Origin of the sequence: Agrobacterium tumefaciens (assembly GCF_013318015.2) — a bacterium.
Classification (GTDB): Bacteria; Pseudomonadota; Alphaproteobacteria; order Rhizobiales; family Rhizobiaceae; genus Agrobacterium; species Agrobacterium tumefaciens.
This window is the reverse complement of sequence record NZ_CP115842.1, coordinates 649,462-672,219: the sequence shown is the minus strand read 5'-3', so window position 1 is coordinate 672,219 and position 22,758 is coordinate 649,462. Positions and strand designations below refer to the sequence as shown.

Sequence of the window (22,758 nt, the reverse complement as noted above, 5' to 3'; positions counted from 1 at the left end):
GCCGGACTTGATCTGGCATTCAGCCACTGCGCGCCTGCACTGTGAATAGTCTCTTACGATCAATGACGTGATCGCGCTGGACCCTGGATCTGGTCGGGGGTTACGACACGTGAATGCCGTGGCTTTGCCAAACCAATTCATGCCTCCGGATTTTTCTTCCACCCCTGGGAGTGCTGCTTTTCAATTTCGCACCAAAAAAGAAGGGCCGCAGAGCGGCCCTTTAGGCGGGGAGAAAGAAACAGTCTTCAGGCAAGTCCACCGATGTGGAACGTCTTCATTTCCAGATATTCCTCGATGCCGACCTGTGCGCCTTCGCGGCCGAGGCCGGATTGCTTGACGCCGCCGAAGGGGGCGACTTCGGTGGAGATCGCGCCGGTATTGAGGCCGACCATGCCGAACTCCAGCGCCTCGCCCACGCGCCAGGCGCGTTTGAGGCTTTCAGTGTAGAAGTAGGCGGCAAGGCCGAAGGGCGTGCCGTTGGCGATCGCAATCGCCTCCTCTTCCGTCTCGAAGCGGAAGAGCGGGGCGACTGGCCCGAAGGTCTCTTCGCTCGCCAGCCGCATGGCGGTTGTTGCGCCCGTCAGCACCACCGGTGCGGTATATTGCGAACCTTCAGGCAGATCATGAGGCTTGGTAATGATCTCGGCGCCCTTGGAAACGGCGTCATCGATATGCGCGCGGATTTTGGCGATTGCCGGCTCGTTGATCATCGGACCGATGGAAACACCTAGCTCCGTTCCGGGTCCGACACGCATGGCATCGACGCGATCAGCCAGTTTTTTCGCAAACGCATCGTAAACGCTCGCCTGAACGAGAATGCGGTTGGCGCAGACGCAGGTCTGACCGCCATTGCGGAATTTCGAAACGAGCGCGCCTTCGATGGCGAGATCGAGATCTGCATCGTCGAATACGATGAAAGGGGCATTGCCGCCGAGTTCCAGCGACAGTCGTTTTACACTGTCGGCCGCACCGCGCATCAGCAGCGAACCGACACGGGTAGAGCCCGTGAAGGAAATTTTCCGCACCGTCTCATTGGCCATGATCTCGTTGCCGATCTCCGTCGGCATGCCGGTGACGATGTTGATGACGCCAGCCGGGATGCCTGCACGTTCGGCGAGAACGCCGAGCGCTAGGGCCGAATAGGGCGTGAATTCCGAGGGCTTGATGACCACGGTGCAGCCAGCCGCCAATGCAGGTGCGACCTTGCGGGTGATCATGGCGTTCGGGAAATTCCACGGTGTGATGATGCCGCAGACACCGACCGGCTCCTTCAGCACCACGATACGGCGATCCGGCGTCGGAGAGGGAATGGTGCCGCCGCTGATGCGTCGGCCCTCTTCCGCAAACCACTTGACGAAGGATGCTCCGTAACGGATTTCGCCCTTGGCCTCTTCAAGTGGCTTGCCCTGTTCGATGGTCAACATCAGGCCGAGATCGTCGATGTGTTCGATCATCAACGCGAACCATTTTTCCAGAAGCGCCGCGCGCTCCGCGTGCGTTTTCTTCTTCCACGGCACGAAGGCAGCGTTGGCGGCTTCGATGGCCGCGCGGGTTTCCACGCTGCCCATATCCGGCACGGTGCCGATCACCGCCTGCGTCGCCGGGTCGATCACGTCGACCGTCTTGCCTGATGCGGCCGCTTTCCATTCCCCGCCGATCAAACCCGTTTGGCGAAAGAGTTCCTTGTCCTTCAAGCCCTGCATTATCTGTCTCCGAAATCAGTCGAGAGCCGCAAGAACTGCGGCAGTTATTACGTCTGTGTTGTCCTTGCCCGGCACGGTGCCAATGCCCTGGCCGGTCGCCTTTTCCAGCGCCGCCATGACCCGCCTGGCCGCATCCGCCTCACCCAGATGCTCCAGCATCATGGCGCCGGACCAGATGGCGGCGATGGGGTTGGCAATGCCGAGATGGGCGATGTCAGGGGCCGAACCGTGCACCGGCTCGAACATGGAGGGTGCCGTGCGGTTGGGATTGATATTGGCGGAGGCGGCAAAACCGAGGCCGCCCTGAATGGCCGCACCAAGATCAGTCAGGATATCGCCGAAGAGGTTTGAGGCGACAACGACATCAAGGCTTTCCGGCGCCATCACCATGCGCGCCGCCATGGCGTCGATATGGTAGCTGGAAACTTCAACATCCGGATATTCGGCGGCGAGCTTTTGCGTCACCTCGTCCCAGAACACCATCGAATATTTCTGGGCGTTGGATTTGGTGACGGAAGCCAACTTGCCGCGACGCTTTTGCGCCTGCTCGAAGCCGAAGCGCAGGATGCGTTCCACGCCCTTGCGGGTGAAGATGGAGGTTTCGACAGCGACCTCGTCTTCGGTGCCCTGATGCACGCGTCCGCCGGCACCGGAATATTCACCTTCGGTATTTTCGCGGATGCAGAGAATGTCGAATCCATCCGCTTTCAACGGTCCCTGCACGCCGGGCAGAAGCCGGTGCGGCCGGATATTGGCGTATTGCACAAAAGCCTTGCGGATCGGCAGAAGCAGGCCGTGCAACGACACCGAATCCGGCACCTCCGCTGGCCAGCCGACCGCGCCCAGCAGAATGGCGTCGAAGCCGCGCAGGGTCTCGATGCCATCCTTCGGCATCATCGCGCCGGTCTCCTTGTAGAAGGCGCAGGACCAGGGGAATTCGGTGCCTTCAAGCGCAAAACCGGAGCTTTTTGCTGCGGTGTTGAGAACCTGCCAGGCGGCATCAGTCACGCTTTTGCCGATGCCGTCTCCGGGAATGAGTGCGATGCGATGCGTTTTCAAGATGTTTCCCCTGTTACAGTCCGATCAGGACGCTTTTGCTCTTGCGGTTGGCGAGATAGGCCTCCCGTCCGAGATCCTTGCCGATGCCGGAACGTTTGTAACCGCCGGTCGGCAGGATATGGTCGCGGGAGCGGCCATAACGGTTGACCCAGATCGTTCCTGCCTGGATGGCGCGAGACAGGCGCATGACGCGCGAGATATCGCGGCTGAAAAGACCCGCGGCAAGACCGTAGGTAGGATGATCGGCGAGCGCCAGCGCCTCTTCTTCCGTCTTGAAGGTTTGCAGGGTCAGCACTGGCCCGAATATCTCTTCTGTGACAGCAGGGGAGGTCTGGTCGACATTTGCGATCAAGGTCGGCTGGTAGAAATAACCCGGACCGTCCATGATCGCGCCGCCCGTCAGGCATTCGCCGCCATGGGCGACAGCCGCCTGCACGATGCCGTCAATGCGCTGGCGCTGCACTTCGGAGATGATCGGCGAATACTGTGTTGCTTCGTCCCAGGTCGGGCCGGGCTTCACCGTCTTCATGCGGGCGATGATTGCGGCGGAAAGCGCTTCTGCGACACTCTCTTCAACGATGATGCGCGAGCCGGCAACGCAGGCCTGCCCGGCATTGGACAGAATGTTGCCGGCGATCGCGGCGGCGGCTTTTTCGATATCGGCGTCTGCAAAAACCAGCTGCGGACTTTTGCCGCCCAGTTCCAGCGTCATGGGCTTGACGCCGGTACGCGCGATATTTGCCATGATGGCCGAACCTGCTGCCGTCGATCCGGTGAAGCTGACCTTGGAAATTTCGGGATGGCCGGTGATGGCATTGCCTGTCACAGGCCCGTCACCCAGCACGATGTTGATGAGCCCGGCGGGCAGCCCTGCCTTGATGGCCAGTTGCGCCATGAAAATGCTGGAGAAGGGCGTCATTTCCGATGGTTTCAGCACTACGGCATTGCCGGCTGCGAGTGCCGGGCCAAGCTTCCAGCCCGCCATGGACACCGGAAAATTCCAGGGCGTAATGGCGCCCACGACGCCATAGGGCTCGGTCATGATCATGCCGACGCTTGTATCGTCGGTCGGCACGAGATCACCGCCCTCCTTGTCCGCAAATTCGGCAAAGAAGCGAATCTGTTCGGCAGTGACGGCGATATCGCCGGCAATCAGATGGCCCACGGGCCGGGTTGAGGAGAGCGCCTCGATTTTCGCCAGCGTCTCGGCTTCCTGCTCGATCAGGTCTGCCCAGCGTTGCAGTACACTGGTGCGCTCACGCGGGCGCACGCCGCCCCAGTTACTGCTCTTCAGTGCCGCTTTGGCGGTTTGCACCGCCTCATCGACAAGTGCCGCATCCGCCTTCGGGCAACCGGCATATTCGATGCCGTCCGAAGGACGATGCATGTCGATGCCGTTTTTAGCCGGGATCAGCCGGTCGCCGATGAAATGGCCGATCGGCAGGGACAGGCTGTCTGGATCGAAGCTGAGCGTCATGGATGATCCTCTGTGGATATGCGCCAAAGCTACTCCCTGATGGCAAGCAGCATCGACCGACTGCGGCGGGGGCGGTGAACGAAAATCCTGTTTTGCTGGTGGCCCACAGCGCAATCTTCGGCGGGCATGAAGACCGCGCCGAAAACTTTGCGGCGGGTCCGATCGAGGGCCGTAAATCCGGTCGAAAGGCATCCGGGCAGGATACCCATGTAAACCATGGCTGGCATCCATCTGCGGATTGCCAGCCATCGCTTTTCTCAAAAATGCCTCTCCATCAGCCGGGATGCCAGGCATGCTGTTCGGCAAATCATCCGTTCACGGTCACATAGATCTTGCGCACGGTTTCGATTGTCTTCCAGACGCCAACGAAACCGGGCTTCATGACGAAGCTGTCGCCCGCCGTGTAACGCAGCGGCGCGCCGCCCTCCGGTGTGATCTCGATGACGCCTTCGAGAATGTGGCAGAACTCGAATGTCTCGCCCTTGATCGAGCGGCTTTCGCCGGGGGTCGCTTCCCAGATGCCGGTATGCACGGTGCCATCACGGGCTTCATCTAGCGGCCAGGTTTTGAAGGACGGGTCGCCGGCGATGAGGCGTTCGGGCAGGGCCTTGGAGGCTTTCGGTTCAAAGGCGGGATTGGTGTCGATGGTCTTGAGGAGAGACATGGGTGTCCTTTCTTGGAACGGTAGGATCAATATCCGCGGCTACGGTCAACGAGGCCGAGCGGTTCGAGACCGGATTCGTATCGTTTGATATTTTCGACGACGGTGCGGGCAGCGGAATGGGGCTGGGTGACGCTGGCAATATGCGGCGTCAGGAGAATTTTCGGATGGGTCCAGAAGCGGTGGTCTTTGGGCAGGGGCTCCGGATCGGTAACGTCAATCACCGCACCTGAAAGCCTGTCGCTGTTGAGTGCATCGAGCAAAGCGTCATGATCGAGCTGTTTGCCGCGCCCGGCGTGAACCAGAGCAGCCCCTTCGGGAAGCATCTCCAGACGCTCGGAGTTCAGAAGCCCCGTGGTCTCTTCGGTGAGAGGCAGCAGGCAGACGAGAATATCGCTGGTGGAGAGAATGGATTTGAGGCCGTCGTCGCCATGATGGCAGGTGACGCCATCGATCTGACGCTGTGAGCGGCTCCAGCCGGAAAGCGGAAAGCCGAAAGGTTTCAGCCGCTCCAGCGCCGCAACGCCCAGCATGCCGAGGCCGAGAACGCCCACCCGGCACTCTTCCGCCTGACGCTGGGGCAGGGCATTCCACAGTTGCTGGCGCTGCTGGTTTAAATAGACTGGCAGGTTGCGGTGGAGGGAAAGTACGCCGAGGCAGATATATTCCTGCATCATGCGGATGATGCCCTCATCCACCATGCGTACGACCTTTACCGTCTCAGGGATCGCCTCGATGTGAAACTGGTCGACACCCGCGCCAATCGAAAACAGGACTTCGAGATTGCGATACCGGGCAATGTCCTGTGGTACCGTCCAGGTGATGAGGTAACGGACTGCGTCGGGATCGACAGTTGATGCATCCATCGAAAACGGCAGATCAGGCAGTTCTGCAGCTAGAGCCTGCCGGAAAATCTCGCCGCGCTTGGCGTCGGAATTGAAGAGAAACGTCATCTGAAATCTATGCTTCCCGAAGGTTCAAGCCGTACAGCGGCTTGCGAGTGTTTCCAGCATCGACTGGCAGGCCGATAGTTCGCCCGTCGTTATGAACTCGTCCGGCTTGTGGGCGCGGCCGATATCCCCTGGTCCGCAGATGATGGCGTCGATGCCCGCCGCCTGGAACAGCCCCGCCTCGGTGCCGTAGCTGACGGCGGCGAGACAGGGGGTGCCGGTCAATTCCTCCAGAAGCAGAACAAGCGGAGCATTGGCTGCAAGCGAAAGCGCCGGATAATCGCTCATAGGCGTCCATTCGATATCGACACCCTTTGCTGCAAGAGCCTCGACGCTTGCGCGAACCGGCCCGAGCAGTTCAAGCGGCGATGTGCCGGAAATCGCCCGCGCTTCCAACTCGATGGCCGAGAAATCGGGGATGATGTTGATCGCCTGGCCGCCCTTCATCGTGCCGATCTGCAGCGAGGAGTAGGGTGGCTCGAAAGTCGCTTCAAAGGGGCCTTTCGTCAGCTCATGTGCCGTCTCCACGGCCTTTGCCATGATGCCGGTCATCAGATGAATGGCATTCACCCCCTGATCAGGCCGGGACGAATGGCCGGAACGGCCACGGATGGTAATGCGAGCTGCTGCTTTGCCCTTGTGTGCACGAACCGCCCGCATATTGCTCGGTTCGCCGATAATTGCGCCGGCCGGTGCGGCGCACAGTTCAGGCAATCTGGCGAGAAGATGCGGAACGCCACGGCAACCCGCCTCCTCGTCGTAGGAAAAGGCGATATGCACGGGACGTTTCAGCGCCATGCGCGAAAATGCAGGTGCCGCGGCGAGAACCGTGGCCAGAAAACCCTTCATGTCGGTGGTTCCGCGCCCGTAGAGACGATCATTTTCCGCCCGTAGCGTAAAGGGATCGGAAGACCATTCCGGCTCGCTGGCGGGTACGACATCCATATGGCCGGACAAAACATATCCAGCGCGATCGGCCGGGCCGAAGGTGGCGAAGAGATTGGCGCGGTCGCCCTCCGGTCCCGCAAGCAGCGATACTTTCGCGCCGTGGCTTTCAAGATAATCGGCGATCCAGCCGGCAATATCGCCATTGGCGGTTCCAACGACCGACGGGAAACCGACGAGACGCTCAAGGATTTCGATTGCGTTCAATGGTCGTCTCCGCTGACCGGATTGTCATCCCGAAAGCTTAGAATGGACTGCGACGTTTATCTGCTGAAATGCGAATGATTTCGGTAGATTGTTGTGACCTTCCAGTGCTTTCAGAAAATTCGTGCTGGCGTAACCGGCTACCGTCGGATGTCGTGGGCTAGGCCGGGACCGGATGAAGGTTGTGAGCCGTAGGGGATGAGGGCCGTTGGTTATGGACCTGCTCAAAGTCGATAGTTTCGAGCTGCGGACCGTGGATATCGCGGACGTGGATGCCGATCATCTGCATGCACTCTCCATGGCCGTCGGATGGCGATATCACGCGAATGAATGGTGTTTTCTGCGGCAATGCGGCGTGGGTCTCGCCGCGCTCGATGAGATCGACCGTGTTGTCGCAACCGCGATGCTCTTTCCCTATGATCAGGGGTTTGCGACGCTTGGCATGGTCATTGTTTCCCCCCGTTTGCAGGGGCAGGGCGTAGCACCATGGCTGGTGCAGAAACTTGTCGCGAAATTCCCCACTGTCTCCCTGCGGTTGAACGCGACGGGAGCGTCGCGGCGGTTGTTTTCAAGGTTGGGTTTTGCCGGTGATACGGAAAAAGTATATCTGTTCCGGGGAAGGGCGAATTGCCTTTTCGAGATACCGCCGCCCGGCAGAAAACAACGAACAGAGCCGTTATCCGTAGGTCATCTGACTGATGTGGTGGAACTAGACCGGGCGGCTTTTGGCGTTTCGCGCCGGAACGTTTTGCAGCGACTTTTGACGCAGAATGCGGGTTACGGTGTGTTTGAGGCGGACCGTCTTACCGCTTTTGCGCTGCGCCGTGCGGCGGGGCGGGGCCACATTATCGGTCCGGTCGTTGCGGGTGCGGACATGGATGCGATTGCACTCGTAAGGCGGCATTTTACCGATCTGGACGATGAGCTGGTGCGTCTCGACACCATCAGCGACAACAATCTCTTTATTGATTTTATTGCGCAATCCGGGCTGGTGGTGATTGAAACCCTTACCACCATGTCCAAAGACGCGCCGCAACCAGCGCCTTCCGGCGCTACAAAAATTTTCGCGTTGGCGGGTCCGTCTTTGTGCTGAGCTGCAGCACTATCGCAATTGACGCCCCGGCGCTTGCCCCTTATGTCAGAAAGTGACGGTTCCTGAAGCCGAAGGGCAAAGGGATTAATAGGGAACATGGTGCGGGTGATTTCTATCGCCCAATGCCGTGGCTGCCCCCGCAACTGTAAGCGGATTGCCGTTCATCCTCGTGACGCCTGAAAAGCGTCATGCCACTGCACCCTTCAAGGTGCGGGAAGGCAGATGAACGGCGCATATTCGCGAGCCAGGAGACCTGCCGTCATAATATTGACCATCGTTACGGGCGGGGATGCCCGGAAGAGGAGCTGATTATGACCTTTCCGTCCGCGGAAACGTATTTAGAGTCCCGTTCTCCATCTCCACACTTGTTGTCGCTCTGTCACTACGCGTTTTGACGCGCGGCCTGCGGATCACGCCACTTTATTTAGACTGGAGAACATATGTTTAATTTCAAACGCCTGCCGGTTTCCGCCGGTCTTCTGGCTGTCGCATTAGCGGCCTTGCCCGCCGGTGCCGCTCAGGCTGCCGAAACCACCTATCCGCTGACGATCAATAGCTGCGGCCACGAAATCACCTTCAAGCAGGCGCCCGCCCGCACAGTATCGGTCGGCCAGAGCACGACCGAGGTTCTCTATCTGCTCGGCGTGGCCGACAAGGTGGTAGGCACGGCGCTGTGGATCGGCCCGGTTCTGAAGGGTTACGAAGACGCCAATGCCAAGGTGGAGCGGCTTGCCGACAATGATCCGAGCTTCGAGGCGGTGGTTGGCAAGAGGCCGGACCTCGTGACGACGCAGTTCCAGTGGCAGATCGGTCCCGAAGGCGTTGTCGGAACACCGGAGCAATTCGCCGAACTCGGTATTCCCGTTTATACCTCCCCTGCCGATTGCATGGGCAAGGACAATTCCGGCGGCGGCGACGGCGTGCGCAAGTCCGTTTTCACCATGGACCTGATCTACCAGGAGGTCCGCGACCTTGCGAAAATTTTCAACGTGCAGGATCGCGGCGAGGAAGTCGTTGCCGACCTGAAAAAGCGTGAGGAAGCCGCCCGCGCCAAGATCGCTTCGGCGAATGGCAAGATTTCAGCAGTCTTCTGGTTCTCCAGCGCTGAGCTGGATATCGATCCTTACGTGGCGGGCCGCAATGGTGCGCCGGGTTACATCATGTCCGCGCTCGGGCTGAAGAACGTTATCGAAAGCGATGAGGAATGGCCGACTGTTGGCTGGGAAACCATCGCCAAGGCCAATCCGTCCGTGATCGTTGCCGGCAAGATGGACCGCCGGCGTTTCCCCGCCGATGACGTCGCCGTCAAGCTCAAGTTCCTCGCTACCGATCCGGTTGCCAGCATCATGCCCGCCGTCAAGGCGGCCCATGTCTTCGAAATGGACGCGCAGGCGATGAACCCGACCATCCGCACGATCGAAGGCATTGAAACGCTGGCCGAGGCGATTTCCACAGCCGGTCTCGCCAAGTGAACGGTCTTTCCGTCAATCTTGGCAGGGCGGGTCTGGCTTTTGCCGCACTCGCCCTGCTGCTCGTCGCGCTGATGGCCGGTGCGGCCATCGGCGAGACTGCCATTCCGTTCGACGTGGTGGCAAAGACCATTGCCAATCGTGTCTTCCATGCGGGTTATCCGCTGGAGCCGCTGGATGAGGGCATCGTCTGGAGTTACCGCCTCAGCCGCGCCGTCGTTGCCGCGTGCTGTGGCGCCTCGCTGGCGCTGGCCGGTGCGGTGCTTCAATCACTCCTGCGCAACCCGCTCGCCGATCCCTATATCCTCGGTATTTCCGCAGGCGCCTCAACCGGGGCCGTGGCCGTCGCGCTTCTGGGCTTCGGGGCGGGGTTCCTGACGATGCCGGCCGGCGCCCTGATCGGGGCTTTTGTGGCTTTTTCGCTTGTCAGCCTTCTGGCGGTGCGGGCAGGGCACGGCAACAGCGCCATCATCCTGGCGGGGGTCGCCGGTTCGCAACTGTTCAACGCCATGACGTCGTTCATCGTCACCAAATCCGCCAATGCCGAACAGGCGCGCGGCATCATGTTCTGGCTGCTGGGCAATCTTTCGGGCGTGCGCTGGCCGGATGTCTGGCTGGCTTTGCCGGTCAGTATTGCGGGTCTTGGGGTGTGCCTCTGGTACGCACGCGCGCTTGATGCTTTCGCTTTCGGCGGTCAGGCAGCAGCTTCGCTCGGTATTCCGGTGCGCCGGGTCTATGCGGTGCTGATCTCGGTTTCGGCGGTCATGACGGCAGTCATGGTGTCGCTGGTCGGTTCCATCGGCTTCGTCGGTCTCGTCATCCCGCATGCGGCGCGCATCTTCGTTGGCGTTCGCCACGGCATGTTGCTGCCGGTGACGGCGCTGACCGGTGCAATTTTCATGATCATCGCAGATATTCTCTCGCGCACCGTCATTCCGGGGCAGGTGCTGCCGATCGGCGTGATCACTGCGCTGGTCGGCGCGCCCGCCTTCGCCTTTATTCTCGGGCAGAAGAGAGGCCGGTCATGAAATTATCCGCCCACGATCTGCATTTCCATGCCGGCAATCTCGACATCGTGCGCGGTGTTTCGCTGGAGGTCGCCACGGGCGAGTTTCTGGGTATCATCGGGCCGAACGGTTCGGGCAAAAGCACGTTGCTTTCCATGCTGGCCGGCATTCGCATGCCGCGTCGGGGTCATGTCATGCTTGGTGAGGAACGGCTTGCCACATTCGGGCGGCGCGAACTTGCCCGAAGGCTGGCCTTTGTGGAGCAGCAGGCCGAAACCACCGAGCGCATCAGCGCGCGACAGGCCGTGGAACTGGGGCGCACGCCCTATCTCGGCCCGCTTTCCGCATGGTCGCCAAAGGACGATGCCATCGTCGATGCGGCGCTCGGAAATGTCGATATGGCGGACAAGGCCGAGCGAAACTGGCATCACCTTTCCGGCGGCGAACGCCAGCGCCTGCACATTGCCCGCGCATTGGCGCAGGGGCCGCATATTCTGCTGCTGGACGAGCCGACCAACCATCTCGATATCGGCCACCAGATCGGCCTGCTCGATCTGGTGCGCAGGCAGGGACTGACGGTTGTGGCGGCGCTGCATGATCTCAATCACGCCGCCATGTTCTGCGACCGCGTCGCCATCATGCATCGCGGTGAAATGATCGCTGTCGGCCCACCGCGCGAGGTCCTCACCTCTTCGACCATCGCCGATGTGTTCGGGGTGCAATCCGTCGTCACCACGGATGAAAGCGGATTTTCACATATTCGTTTTCTGCCGGCCCACGGTGCGGCCGATCACGCAAGGAAAGCAACGGCACGATGATGAAATTGAAAAGACTTGTAAATCTCCGCTTTGGCGCGCGGCAGCTTTGCGTTTCCGCGGGACTTGCCATGGTTGTGGCCACAGGGTTTTCCATTCAAGCCGGAGCCGAGACCTTCGAGATAAAGATGCTGAACCGTGGCGAAAAGGGCTCCATGGTGTTCGAGCCCGATTTTCTGGAGATCGCTCCCGGCGACCGCGTGCGCTTCGTGCCGAGCCACAAGAGCCATAATGCCGCGACGATCGATGGTATGGTTCCCGAAGATATTGAAGGTTTCAAAAGCCGGATCAACGACGAATTCGAGACCGGTTTCGAAAAGCCAGGCTTTTACGGCATCAAATGCTCGCCGCATTACGGCATGGGCATGGTTATGCTGATCAAGGTGGGGGACGCGGTTTTGCCGCAGAGCTACAGGACGGTAGAGGTCCCAGGCCGGGCGAAGCCGCGCATTGAGGAGCTATTCGAGCGGGCGGAAAAATGAGGTCCCTGCGTCGCGTTTTCATGCGTCATGCCGGACTAGATCCGGCATCCAGCCAAGGCGCGTCTTCACCGTGAGAAACTATTATTACGCGATCAAGGACTTGGTCGCACTGGACCCCGGATCACATCCGGGGTGACGGTGAGCTGGGCGGCAGCTTGGGGCCTTTGGTCGCCCTATGCCTTGCCGGACGTGTGCGGCTTCACGGCGCATATTGCATAACGGTGCTGCAATCCCCGCAAGATGCCTTTCAGCAGACTGAAATTTTTTGCCTGGGCACGATGAATGGCCTGAAGTTCCTGATCGATGGCAACGGGCTCGAAGCCGGTTTCACGCAACAGCGCTGCAACGTCACCAGCTCTTGCACCCTGTGAAAAATAGACCCGCGATAGAATGCTGTTGAAGGTGTTTTCCGGATCCGCCGGCTTATGCGGCTGGTCCGGCTTCACAAGGCCGATGCTTTCCAGACCCGCCGCCAGCTTCCTGACCAGTCTTTCGCGCCAGCCGGTGTTGACGAAATCGCCATCGACGATCAGCAGGCGTCCGCCGGGTTTCAAGACACGGAACCATTCGGCAAAGCTCGCCTTCGGGTCCACCAGCGTCCAGACCAGATGGCGGGTGATGATGACGTCGGCGCTTTCGTCCGGCTCCATCGTGTTTTCGGCGTCGCCGACAAAAAAGCGGATATTGCGCCCGCGGGTTTTCGCTTTCGCCCTTGCAAGCTCCAGCATGGTTTCCGACCAATCCATGCCGGTGACCTGAAAACCGAGATCGTCCATCAGGTGCGAGATAACGCCGGTGCCGCTAGCCAGATCCAGCGCCTTGCGGCCTTCTCCCTGGCCCAGATGCTTCAAAACCAGCGCGTGCCAGGCCTTGCGCTCTTCTTCGGAGAAAATCTCATGACCCGGGGAAAGGTCGAAAGTCGCGGCGCGGCCGGACCAATAGGTTTTGATTTCGTCTCTCAGGCTGTCGTTTTTGCCATAGTGGATAGTGTCGATCATCGGTCTTCAGCTCACATACCGGTCAGTTCAGAATGGCTCTAAAACATAAAACTTGACTAGTATAGTCAGAAAATAATACAGCCGCGCCAGTCAACACTGGAGAGCAATATCCGATGCGCATCTCAGCCAAATCCGCGGCACTTGCCCTTGGCCTTCTCGTATCCGCAGCGTGGCCTGCATTGGCCGAAAAGGTCACCGTCAAGGATGTGACCGGCCGCGACGTGGAAGTCAATGTGCCCGTTTCGCATGTGATCCTCGGCGAAGGCCGTCAGATCTATTTCCTGGCGGCGCTCGACAAGGAAAACCCTTTCCAGCACGTTGTCGGCTGGCGCGACGACCTGGCGAAAGCCGACCCGGAAACCTATGCGGCCTATCTCGCCAAGTACCCTGATATTGCCAAGCTGCCGACCTTTGGCGGCATGAAAGACGGCACCTTCGACATCGAGCAGGCCATTTCGCTGAAGCCAGACGTGATCCTGATGAACATCGACGCGAAGACCGCCACGCAGGAGGCCGGTTACATCGAGAAGCTCGAAAAGGTCGGCATCCCGCTCGTTTACGTCGACTTCCGCGAAAAGCCGATGGAAAACACCGAGCCGAGCATGCGTCTGATGGGCCAGCTGACCGGCAAGGAAAAGATCGCCGAGGACTTCATCAAGTTCCGCGCCGACTCCATCGCCAAGGTCACCGATACGCTCGAAAAGGCCAATCCGAAGAAGCCCGTCGTGTTCGTCGAACGCGCCGGCGGTTATTCCGACGATTGCTGCATGTCCTTCGGCAACGAGAATTTCGGCAAGATGGTCGAACTCGCCGGCGGCATCAACATGGCCAAGGACATCATTCCCGGCACGTTCGGCAACGTCAATCCGGAACAGATCATCGCCTCCAATCCGGAACAGATCATCATCACGGGTGGCAACTGGAACGGTTATGTTCCCGGCGGCAACTGGGTCGGTGTCGGTTATGGCGCGGATATGAAGGAAGCCCACCGCAAGCTTGAAAACCTGACCAAGCGCCCGGCTTTCACCGGGGTACAGGCGGTCAAGAACGGCAATGTCCACGCCATCTGGCACCAGTTCTACAACAACCCGTATCAGTTCGTGGCCATTCAGGAAATCGCCAAGTGGCTGCACCCGGACCTCTTTAAGGATCTCGACCCCGAGGCGACCTTCAAGGAGCTGCATGCCCGCTTCCTGCCGCTCGACTACAAGCCCGGTTACTTTGTGTCGCTGAAGGACACGAAATAAGACAGGGACGGTGAAGGGGAGCGCCGTCCGATCGATGGATGAAGCCGCAGCCATGCGGCTTCATCATTTTCTTTTGGAACTAAGAGGACTTCTCATGCGGCTTAACGCTCTCAGGCATCTTGCGGTGCTGGCTTTGTCTCTTCTCGCTTTACCGGCTTATGCCGGAGAAATCACCGATGTCACCGGACGCAAGGTCGAGCTGGACCTGCCGGTCAAACGTGTCATCGTCGGTGAGGCGCGCCAGATCCACGTCATCGCGGCGCTCAAGGGCGACCAGACCTTCGACACCATTGTCGGCTGGCGTGACGATCTCCTCAAGAAGGACCCTGACAGCTACGCTGCCTATGTCGAGCGCTTTCCGCAGATCGAAAAACTGCCGCGCTTCGGTTATGTGCCGCAGGGCGATTTCAGTCTGGAAACGGCCATTACCCTTTCGCCTGATGTAATCACCCTCAATCTGGAAGCGGAAAAATCCGCCAAGGAAAGTGGTTTCGAAGAGAAGGCCGCCGCCGCCGGAATCAAGATCGTCTATCTCGATTTTCGCATCGATCCCGAAAAGAACAGCGAAGCCTCGATTGAAATTCTCGGGAAAATGTTTGGCGCGCAAGAGCGTGCAAAGGAATTCATCGCCTATCGCCGTGCAGAAATCGCCCGCGTGACCGACCGGCTCGCCAGCGTCAAGGACCTGAAGCGTCCCGGCGTCTTCATCGAGCGCGCGCCCGGCATTTCCGGTGAGGACAATTGCTGCCGCACCTTCGGCCCGGTCAATTTCGGCGCGATGGTCGATCTCGCTGGCGGCCATAATATTGCCGACGGCATCATCAAGACGACGTTCGGCGATCTCAATCCCGAGCAGCTCGTCGTTGCCGATCCGGATCATGTCATCGTCACCGGCTCAAACTGGGCAGCTGAATCCGATATCAACCAGTTCGTTCCCGTTGGACGCGGAGCCGACATGGCTCTTTCCCGGAAAAGACTGGCAAACCTGATGAGGCGCACGCCGTTTCCGGAACTGAAGGCTGTCAAACAAGGTAATGTCCATGCCGTCTGGCACCAGTTCTACGGCGCGCCCTACGAGTTCTTTCCGATTCAGCAATTCGCCAAGTGGTTCCATCCCGAGCTCTTCGCCGATCTCGATCCCGAGAAGAATTTTGAGGAATTTCACCGGAAATTCCTGCCCGTCACCTACAAGCCGGGCTACTTCGCATCCCTCGAAAAAGGTTCGAATGAATGAGTTCGTTGAATGAAAGCGCCGTTGGCGTGAGTGGGCGCGATCAATATCGCGCCCTTGCCGCACGAAGGATCGTTATTCTCTTCGGGCTTTTCATAGCCCTTTGTTTCAGTATGGCTGCCGACATGGCCCTTGGTCCGGCGCGCTACACGATATCAGAAGTTCTGGCGACGATTGCCGATCCGGCTGCTGCTGCAAACCAGCTTCGGGTGGTGATATGGGATATCCGCATGCCGATTGCGCTGATGGCGGTCACCGTCGGCGCGTCGCTTTCGGTTGCGGGCGCACAGATGCAGACCATCCTGTCCAATCCTCTCGCCAGCCCGTTTACGCTCGGCATTTCGGCCGCTGCCAGTTTCGGCGCCGCGCTGGCCCTTGTTGGCGGCGTGGCGATCTTTCCCGGCGCCGTCCAGTACATGGTGCCGATCAACGCCTTCATCATGGCGATGATTGCCGCCCTGTTCATCCATTTTGCCTCAACGATGCGCGGCGTAACCGTGGAGACTATCGTCCTTCTCGGCATCGCGCTGGTGTTCACCTTCAATGCCGCATTGTCGCTGCTTGAATATCTGGCTTCCGAACAGGCGCTCGCCGCCGTCGTTTTCTGGACCATGGGCAGCCTGACCAAGGCCACGTGGGAAAAGGTCTATATCACCGGTGGTATTCTTCTCGTTACGGTGCCGATGTTCATGCGCAACGCATGGGCGCTGACGGCGCTTCGGCTGGGTGACGACAAGGCAGCCAGCATGGGCATCAATGTGCGTCGGCTGCGGCTGCAGACCATGCTGACGGTCAGCCTTCTGGCCGCGATTCCGGTTTCTTTTGTTGGCACCATCGGTTTCGTCGGGCTTGTCGGCCCGCACATAGCCCGCATGGTGGTGGGCGAAGATCAGCGCTTCTTCCTGCCGGGCTCGGTGATCTGCGGTGCGCTGCTGTTGTCGGCAACCTCTGTTATCAGCAAGATACTCATTCCCGGCGCAATTCTGCCAATCGGCGTCATCACGGCGCTGGTTGGCGTACCGTTCTTTTTCGCGCTCATTTTCGGCAACAGGAGACGCGCATGGTAGCGCTCGCATTGAAGGATGTCGGCGCTGCCTACGGCCGCACGACTGTTCTCTCCAAGGTCGGCATCGATACGCTGGAAAGCGGCAGTGTCACGGCGGTCATTGGCCCGAACGCTGCCGGCAAGTCCACGCTTTTCAAGCGCATCGCCAGCCTGATCTCCGGTCCCGGGCTTGTCGAGTTGTCAGATACGGCACGCGGCAACCGGGCCATCTGCTACATGCCGCAGGACACCGGCGCCAACGCCGTGCTGACGGTTTACGAATCCGTGCTTCTGTCCGCCAAGCAGGGCGGCGGCTGGCGTGTTCACGACGATGAGCTGTTTGAGATCGACGCCATTCTCAAGGCGCTGAAAATCCACGATCTCGCCTTCCGGGGGCTCGGCGAATTGTCTGGCGGTCAGCGGCAGCTTGTGTCCCTGGCGCAGGCGCTGGCCCGCAAGCCGGAGGTGCTGTTGATGGACGAGCCGACATCTGCTCTCGACCTCCACCGGCAGGTCGAGGTTCTGGGGTTTGTGACCGACCTTGCCCAGAAGACTGGCATGATCGTGCTGATCGCCCTGCACGACCTCAATCATGCGCTTCGTTATTGCGAGAATACGATGGTGATCGCGCGCGGCGAAATGGTGGTGAGCGGCAGCACCGAGACGGTGATAACCCCGGCCATGCTGCGCGATATCTACCGCATCGATGCGCGCATCGAACCCTGTTCGCAGGGCAGGCCGATGGTAATAGTCGACGGCGCTATCTGACGCTATCACAGGACCCGGCTGCGCCTGCCGCCGGGTCTGCGAGTCTCTGGCTGTTGCAGGACCCGCGACCGCACAAATTCTTGATAATAATAGTCATGAAATAGCTGTTCGGTCGAGAGTTTGGGTGCTAGAGGTTTAGACGGGAAAACTGCTTTGTCGTTTGGGGGCTTGCAGTTTCGTTTATCCTTGAAATTTCTCTCGGTTGAGACATGGGCATACGGGAAGATGACAAGCGTTATAACGCTTACGTCGCGCACAGGGTTGACCTGATCAAATACGCCGCGCTTATTTTAGGGTCGCGGGCGGACGCGGAGGACGTGGTTCAGGAGGCATTCCTGAAATTCGTTCCCGAAGGTTCCGGCAATCCTTCCAACCTCAAATCCTATCTTTTCCGCATCGTCCGCAACCTCGCCCTCGATAGTCGCCGCCGCAACCGGCAGGACCTGCGGGAGCGGCCCGACGATACCCCGTTCTGGGGCATACCGCAGGGTCACGGCACACCAGAAGAGCATGCCCTGTTCTGCGACGAGGTCCGGCAGATGCAGATTATTTTGGCCTCTCTGCCGGTTCAGGCGCGTGTGGCATTGGAAATGCATAGATTTGGCGGCTACAATATGGAAGAGATCGCCCGTCACCTCGGCGTATCCGTGGCTAGCGCCCACCGTCTGATTAAGAGTAGTATTGCCGCCATTACCAAAGAAATGCAGTAAAACAGCCTTTATTGTTTCATCTTGTGAAAAAAAGTTCTCCCTCAAACGTCTTTAAAGCAACACGGAAGACGAGGCATCTCCTCCGCCCAGTCAAAGGAACTGACCGGCTCAATGACAATTGATCCCGATAAAAAAATAACATTGCCGACCGGGAAGGCGGAAGAGGCTGCCGACTGGCTGATACGCCTGCAGACGGGTTCGGCGGAACCGCGGCTGAAGGCGGAATTTGATCGATGGTTGGCTGCTTCGCCGGCAAATCGTCTGGCCTGGGAGCGGACATGCAAGACTTGGCGGAATCTCGGTCTGGTTGAGCCGGGTTTAAAGAGCCTCTGGGAAGACGCGCCGCACCTTCCTGGCGTTGCCGGAAAACAGGCATCGCGACGGCGCTGGTCCTTGCGACATTATGCCGGCATGGCGGTGGCAGCGGTGTCTCTCTGTCTTGCGGTGCTGTTCGTTCCCACGCTTTTCGTCCATATCAAGGCCGAATATCAGACCAGTACCGCAGAGAGCCGCACCATAACCCTTGAAGACGGCAGCAGGGTGCAGCTTGCCGCGGCAAGTGCGCTTACCACTGATTTTGCCAATGGCCGCCGTAATGTGAAGGTGCTGAAGGGCGAAGCTTTTTTTGATGTCGTGCCGGATAGCGACCGTCCCTTTGTCGTGGAGGCGAAAAACCTGACCGTCCAAGTGCTCGGCACGGCTTTCGATGTCGACATGACGGATGGCGTAACGCAAGTCGCGCTTGCGCATGGTTCCGTGGAAGCTTCCTTCCGCAACGCGCCACCAACGCGGCTGGTGCCGGGTGAGATGCTGGTTGTCGACGCCTCCGGTACAATCCGGAAAGAGACCGTTCCCGTCGAGGATATTGGTGGCTGGCGCAACGGCGAGCTTTACGTTGTGGATGCGACGATCGGTTCTGTTGTCGAGCAAATCCAGCGGTATCATCCCGCATGGCTGACGATGGCGGACAAGACGCTTGCAGAGCAGCGTGTGACTGGCTTCTACAATCTTCGCGATCCGGACCGTGCGCTGGAAGCATTGGTGGAACCCTATAAGGGTAAGGTTTATGCAATTGCCAATACTGCCCGCATCATCACCCGTTTCTGAAGCGCAATAAAACAAAAAATCGTATTTATTTTCAGTAGTTTATAAAAAATTCTCCGAAACCCTGAAAAAAACTGCCGAGGCAATCGTCTTTTTGTTGAGTAATCCGGTCAAGATATAGCCGGAGCGAAGACAGGAAGACAAAAGCAGTATGCGCCTCCAGATACGTATGAACGGTTCAGGGAAAAACGCGGCAAAGCCGGCACGTATGACGGTGCTTTTGGCGACAACGGCGGTGGTCGTTTCAATGTCGGTACCGGCTTTTGCGCAGAGCGGACCGAATGCCGCCAATGGTCAGCGCTCCGGTGGCGAGCAGGGTGCAACGCGGCCTTTTAATATTCCCGCCCAGCCGCTGTCCTCCGTTGTCGGCGTTTTCGGGCGGCAATCCGGTCTGCAGGTTACGCTTGCCACACCGTCCGCCGGCAATGTGCGCACCAATGCCGTTACCGGCAGTTTTACGGTGCGGGATGCGCTGTCCCGGCTTCTGGCAGGCACGGGCGTGAATTTCCGGTTTGCCGGAAATGGCAGAACCGTCGTCATAGGCTCGGGGCAGGCCGCTGCCGATCTTTCCGGGGCGGAAGGCACCACCGTTCTGGAAGAAATTACCGTGACGGGAAAAACCGGACGCAATTCCATTGCCGGCACCGGTTATCAGGGAACGCCCGACTGGGTTTATGAAACACCCGCCAGTGTCAGCGTCGTCAGTCGCGAGGCGATCCAGTCCGCCGGCGTGCGCAACACGCGCGATGTCTTCAACCGCGTCTCCGGCGTCTATGCCGGTGAGGGCAACGGCAGCTTCCCGACCGTTTCGCCCAATATACGTGGCTTGCAGGAAAGCGGCCGCGTGGTCGTCTCCATCGATGGTGCGCGGCAGAATGCGCAGCGTGGTTTCAGCACCGGTGGCGCCTCGATTTATTCTGCCAATAACGGCCAGGCCTATGTGGATGTGGCCTTCATCCGCGCCGTCGAAGTGGAAAAAATGACCAATGCCACATCCGGCAATGCCGGTTCGCTGGGCGGAAAGGTCGAGTTCCGCACCGTCAGCGCCGTCGATCTCATCCCTGAGGGTGCAAACAAGGGCGGAGAGGTGAATGTTTCCCGCGGCACCAATGGTTACGATTTTCAGGGTTCGGTTCTGGCTGCTGTCCGAGAGCCGGATGGCCCCCTCTCCTTTGTTGCCGGTTACAGCCGTACGATCATGGATGAATACAAGATCGGCACAAGAGGCGAGGCACGAAGCACGGCATTGACGATGAAGGACCTGCTCGGCCGGGACGGCTGGTCGAGTTTTTTCAAGGGGGAAGGTGACTTCGGGGATGTGAAGACTTCTCTGTCATGGATGCACCAGCAGAATGACTTCGTGCAGGGTGCTGCCGAACAGATAGACCGGGAGAGCGTGCGTAACGACAGTATCGTTGCCAAGCTGGACTGGGATCCTGAAAGCGAACTCATAGACTTCAAGTCGTCGCTGTGGCTGAACGACAATATGACGCACGAGTTGCGGTCGGCGCGCAAAGGATATGCTGTTGAAACGAACCTTGATATGGGCCTGCGCAGTTTCGGCGGCAGTGTCGAAAACACCAGTCGCCTCGATACGAAGGTGGGTGCGCTCAGCCTGAACTACGGCGCGGAAGCTTTCAGAGACATTTCCTCATCGGTTGCCACGAGTTCTGCCATTGCAAACAATCCCGCCTTTGCCAGCAGCTATACCGCTTTCAGCCCGCCCGGGCGGCGTGATGTGGCGAGCCTGTTTTTGAACGGTGAACTTGAGCCTGCGAACTGGGTAGTGATAAGCGGCGGCATACGGTACGACTGGTCGCGTCTGAAGGGCAATTCGACATATTACGATGAAATTTCGTATTTGCGGACGATCACCGTTGCATGTGATCCGATTGGAAACAATTACACAGCATCTCAATATTATTACGCTGTTTTCCTTCCGCAGAATCCCGGCACCAATATTACCGAGGCGAGGTTTCTTAGCCGGGTCTGGAGCACCGTTTCTTCCACCTGTATGCCGGGAACCGGGCCATCGGCTACGCGATACGATCCCGTCGTCGAGAATCCCGCCTATGAGATGGATATCGACCGTACCTACAGTGCGTGGCTGCCCTCCGCCACGATAGAACTCAAGCCGTTCGACTGGTTCCGCCCCTATGTGAGCTATTCCCAGAGCCTGCGTCCGCCAACAACTCTTGAGGCTTTTTTCGCCGGTGCGCGTCCAGGGGATTCCGTTGGTTACGAGTATGCGCCGAACCAATTTCTGAGAGCCGAAAAAGCCACAACCTATGAAATCGGCGCGAATATGAGTTTCGACGGTGTGCTACTGGACCACGATTCCGTGCGCATCAAAATGGCCGCCTTTCGCCGTGAGGTTAAGGATTATATCGCTCTCGGTCATCTCGTCACGGATCAGGTGGCGAACCGTACCTATACCAGCTTCATCAATCTCGACGGCACGACCTATATGCGCGGGCTTGAATTCGAGGGCAATTACGATGCGCGAAGCTTCTGGCTTGGTGGCTCAGCGACGCTGCTGAAGACCGATTGGCCGGACAAAACCCAGGTTTTCTCTAACGGCACGACCACGACAAGCGGCGAGATCGTCGCATGGCCGGGTGACGTTGCACCCAAGGTGAAGCTGACGCTCGATGGCGGCATGCGTTTCTTCGAGGAAAAATTCTCTTTGGGCGCACGGCTCAACCATGTCACGCCGACGCAATCGCGGACGCTCGATACGGAGGGAAATCTGCGGGAGGTAACCGATCCCTACACGACGGTAGACCTATACGGCTCCTATGCCTTCAACGAAAAGGCGACGCTTCGTTTCGCGGTCAACAACCTGACCGACCGCAAATACATCCCGGCAGCCAGTGCCTATACCGCACCGGGCCGCACTTTTATCGCGACGATGAACGTGAAGTTCTGATGCGCGGAAGAAATTCTCCGGGCTGGGGTTGCAGCCCGTCCCGGAGATGAAACGCCTTCGTCACATGACCAAGGTATCCCTATTGGCCAGCAAAGGAGTACACCTATGGCTACCACAATTCAACTGACGCAGTCCTCCTCCGACCTGATCGGTTACCTCAACGGTTGGACGAGCGGTTTCGGTTCGACCTATGGTGCGTTCTACGACGCTCAGACCAGCTCTCTCGCCACGACCACCATCGATCCAAACACCACCTATGAGGCTTGGGGCGATGGCAGCAACGGCGGCAAGGGCATCGTCATGAGCGGCGCTCTGCAATACTCCCAGGGCAACCTGACGGGTTCGGTCGACAGTATCGTTCTGGGTGCCGGCTACAGCCAGTCCACCAGCGGCATCGCCGTCAGCCAGCAGGAACTGTTGATCGATCCTGATAGCTCCTATTCGCTTGCGGGTGCGCGCGATCTGCTTGACCTCGCCGTTTACCAGCTTGCGCGCTTCGGCTCGCTGGCCGGTTTCTATGACTACTTCGCTGCCACTGGCACTGTGATCGAGGATACTGCCTCCTCGAACACGCTGACCGGTTTTGCCGGCGCTGATACTTTTGTCTTCTCGGGCGGTAACGATATCGTAACCGCAGGACCAACCGGCACCTATGGTTATCAGGATGGTACTGATAAGCTTGACGTATCTGGTTGGGGTTCGACCTCGGTCGCTGACCTGTTCTGGTATAACCTCAACGGTAATGCGGTGGTAGAATCTGACTCCAGCGCGTCAGTTTCGATCACACTCGTCGGTGTCGATGCAAGCGTACTCGACGCATCGGACTTCATTTTCGCCAGCGCATCGGCGCTTGCCGCTTAA

20 protein-coding genes and 1 riboswitch are annotated in these 22,758 nt (G+C 58.9%); of the genes, 13 read left to right on the top strand and 7 right to left on the bottom strand.

Annotation, left to right across the window (positions count from 1 at the left end; genetic code table 11):
* Window positions 1-245 precede the first annotated feature (245 nt).
* The 6 genes from G6L97_RS16530 to argE form a co-directional block, all read right to left on the bottom strand.
* A complete protein-coding gene (locus G6L97_RS16530; protein ID WP_065704238.1) occupies window positions 246-1,703 on the bottom strand; it encodes an NAD-dependent succinate-semialdehyde dehydrogenase in 1,458 nt (485 codons plus the stop codon).
* A gap of 15 nt (window positions 1,704-1,718) precedes the next feature.
* Window positions 1,719-2,762: a tartrate dehydrogenase gene (locus G6L97_RS16525; protein ID WP_065704236.1), complete on the bottom strand. Its 1,044-nt coding sequence runs from the start codon at window positions 2,760-2,762 to the stop codon at window positions 1,719-1,721.
* A 13-nt stretch (window positions 2,763-2,775) separates the two neighbouring features.
* Entirely contained in the window at window positions 2,776-4,239 is a 1,464-nt protein-coding gene (locus G6L97_RS16520) for an aldehyde dehydrogenase family protein (protein WP_076845549.1), read from the bottom strand.
* Window positions 4,240-4,546: 307 nt separating this feature from the next.
* A complete protein-coding gene (locus tag G6L97_RS16515) occupies window positions 4,547-4,903 on the bottom strand; it encodes a cupin domain-containing protein (RefSeq protein WP_013761644.1) in 357 nt (118 codons plus the stop codon).
* A 26-nt stretch (window positions 4,904-4,929) separates the two neighbouring features.
* Window positions 4,930-5,853, bottom strand: coding sequence for a 2-hydroxyacid dehydrogenase (locus tag G6L97_RS16510; protein WP_076845550.1), 924 nt, complete (start codon window positions 5,851-5,853; stop codon window positions 4,930-4,932).
* 24 nt (window positions 5,854-5,877) lie between these two features.
* Window positions 5,878-7,002: an acetylornithine deacetylase gene (argE, locus tag G6L97_RS16505; protein WP_076845551.1), complete on the bottom strand. Its 1,125-nt coding sequence runs from the start codon at window positions 7,000-7,002 to the stop codon at window positions 5,878-5,880.
* Window positions 7,003-7,213: 211 nt separating this feature from the next.
* Between argE and G6L97_RS16500 the strand changes: the two genes are divergently transcribed.
* The 5 genes from G6L97_RS16500 to G6L97_RS16480 all read left to right on the top strand — a co-directional run bounded on the left by G6L97_RS16500 (window position 7,214) and on the right by G6L97_RS16480 (window position 11,865).
* Window positions 7,214-8,092: a GNAT family N-acetyltransferase gene (locus G6L97_RS16500; protein WP_174003464.1), complete on the top strand. Its 879-nt coding sequence runs from the start codon at window positions 7,214-7,216 to the stop codon at window positions 8,090-8,092.
* A gap of 39 nt (window positions 8,093-8,131) precedes the next feature.
* Window positions 8,132-8,367: riboswitch (cobalamin riboswitch) on the top strand.
* Between the two features lie 165 nt (window positions 8,368-8,532).
* On the top strand, window positions 8,533-9,564 hold the full coding sequence (locus G6L97_RS16495; RefSeq protein WP_174003461.1) for an ABC transporter substrate-binding protein: 1,032 nt from the start codon (window positions 8,533-8,535) through the stop codon (window positions 9,562-9,564).
* Window positions 9,561-10,589, top strand: coding sequence for a FecCD family ABC transporter permease (locus G6L97_RS16490; RefSeq protein WP_003511052.1), 1,029 nt, complete (start codon window positions 9,561-9,563; stop codon window positions 10,587-10,589). The genes G6L97_RS16495 and G6L97_RS16490 overlap by 4 nt, the downstream gene beginning before the upstream one ends.
* The gene (locus G6L97_RS16485) at window positions 10,586-11,386 is read left to right on the top strand and encodes an ABC transporter ATP-binding protein (RefSeq protein ID WP_174003458.1); all 801 of its coding nucleotides are present in this window, start codon (window positions 10,586-10,588) and stop codon (window positions 11,384-11,386) included. Before G6L97_RS16490 ends, G6L97_RS16485 begins: the two co-directional genes overlap by 4 nt.
* Window positions 11,383-11,865 (top strand): pseudoazurin, encoded by a 483-nt coding sequence (locus G6L97_RS16480; RefSeq protein ID WP_076845556.1) that lies wholly within the window; start codon window positions 11,383-11,385, stop codon window positions 11,863-11,865. The genes G6L97_RS16485 and G6L97_RS16480 overlap by 4 nt, the downstream gene beginning before the upstream one ends.
* Before the next feature lie 173 nt (window positions 11,866-12,038).
* On the opposite strand, the gene G6L97_RS16475 is transcribed toward G6L97_RS16480, so the two are convergent.
* The gene (locus G6L97_RS16475) at window positions 12,039-12,863 is read right to left on the bottom strand and encodes a class I SAM-dependent methyltransferase (protein ID WP_076845557.1); all 825 of its coding nucleotides are present in this window, start codon (window positions 12,861-12,863) and stop codon (window positions 12,039-12,041) included.
* A gap of 113 nt (window positions 12,864-12,976) precedes the next feature.
* On the opposite strand from G6L97_RS16475, the gene G6L97_RS16470 reads away from it, so the two are divergent.
* The 8 genes from G6L97_RS16470 to G6L97_RS16435 all read left to right on the top strand — a co-directional run bounded on the left by G6L97_RS16470 (window position 12,977) and on the right by G6L97_RS16435 (window position 22,758).
* Entirely contained in the window at window positions 12,977-14,110 is a 1,134-nt protein-coding gene (locus tag G6L97_RS16470; protein WP_003511043.1) for an ABC transporter substrate-binding protein, read from the top strand.
* Between the two features lie 94 nt (window positions 14,111-14,204).
* A complete protein-coding gene (locus G6L97_RS16465; protein WP_076845603.1) occupies window positions 14,205-15,344 on the top strand; it encodes an ABC transporter substrate-binding protein in 1,140 nt (379 codons plus the stop codon).
* On the top strand, window positions 15,341-16,408 hold the full coding sequence (locus G6L97_RS16460) for a FecCD family ABC transporter permease (protein ID WP_013761635.1): 1,068 nt from the start codon (window positions 15,341-15,343) through the stop codon (window positions 16,406-16,408). The genes G6L97_RS16465 and G6L97_RS16460 overlap by 4 nt, the downstream gene beginning before the upstream one ends.
* On the top strand, window positions 16,402-17,154 hold the full coding sequence (locus tag G6L97_RS16455; protein WP_003511038.1) for an ABC transporter ATP-binding protein: 753 nt from the start codon (window positions 16,402-16,404) through the stop codon (window positions 17,152-17,154). The genes G6L97_RS16460 and G6L97_RS16455 overlap by 7 nt, the downstream gene beginning before the upstream one ends.
* Window positions 17,155-17,363: 209 nt before the next feature.
* Window positions 17,364-17,864, top strand: coding sequence for an RNA polymerase sigma factor (locus G6L97_RS16450; protein ID WP_076845558.1), 501 nt, complete (start codon window positions 17,364-17,366; stop codon window positions 17,862-17,864).
* Window positions 17,865-17,975: 111 nt separating this feature from the next.
* Window positions 17,976-18,971: a FecR family protein gene (locus tag G6L97_RS16445; RefSeq protein WP_076845559.1), complete on the top strand. Its 996-nt coding sequence runs from the start codon at window positions 17,976-17,978 to the stop codon at window positions 18,969-18,971.
* Window positions 18,972-19,119: 148 nt separating this feature from the next.
* Window positions 19,120-21,897: a TonB-dependent receptor gene (locus G6L97_RS16440; protein WP_076845560.1), complete on the top strand. Its 2,778-nt coding sequence runs from the start codon at window positions 19,120-19,122 to the stop codon at window positions 21,895-21,897.
* 105 nt (window positions 21,898-22,002) lie between these two features.
* Window positions 22,003-22,758 (top strand): calcium-binding protein, encoded by a 756-nt coding sequence (locus G6L97_RS16435; RefSeq protein WP_076845561.1) that lies wholly within the window; start codon window positions 22,003-22,005, stop codon window positions 22,756-22,758.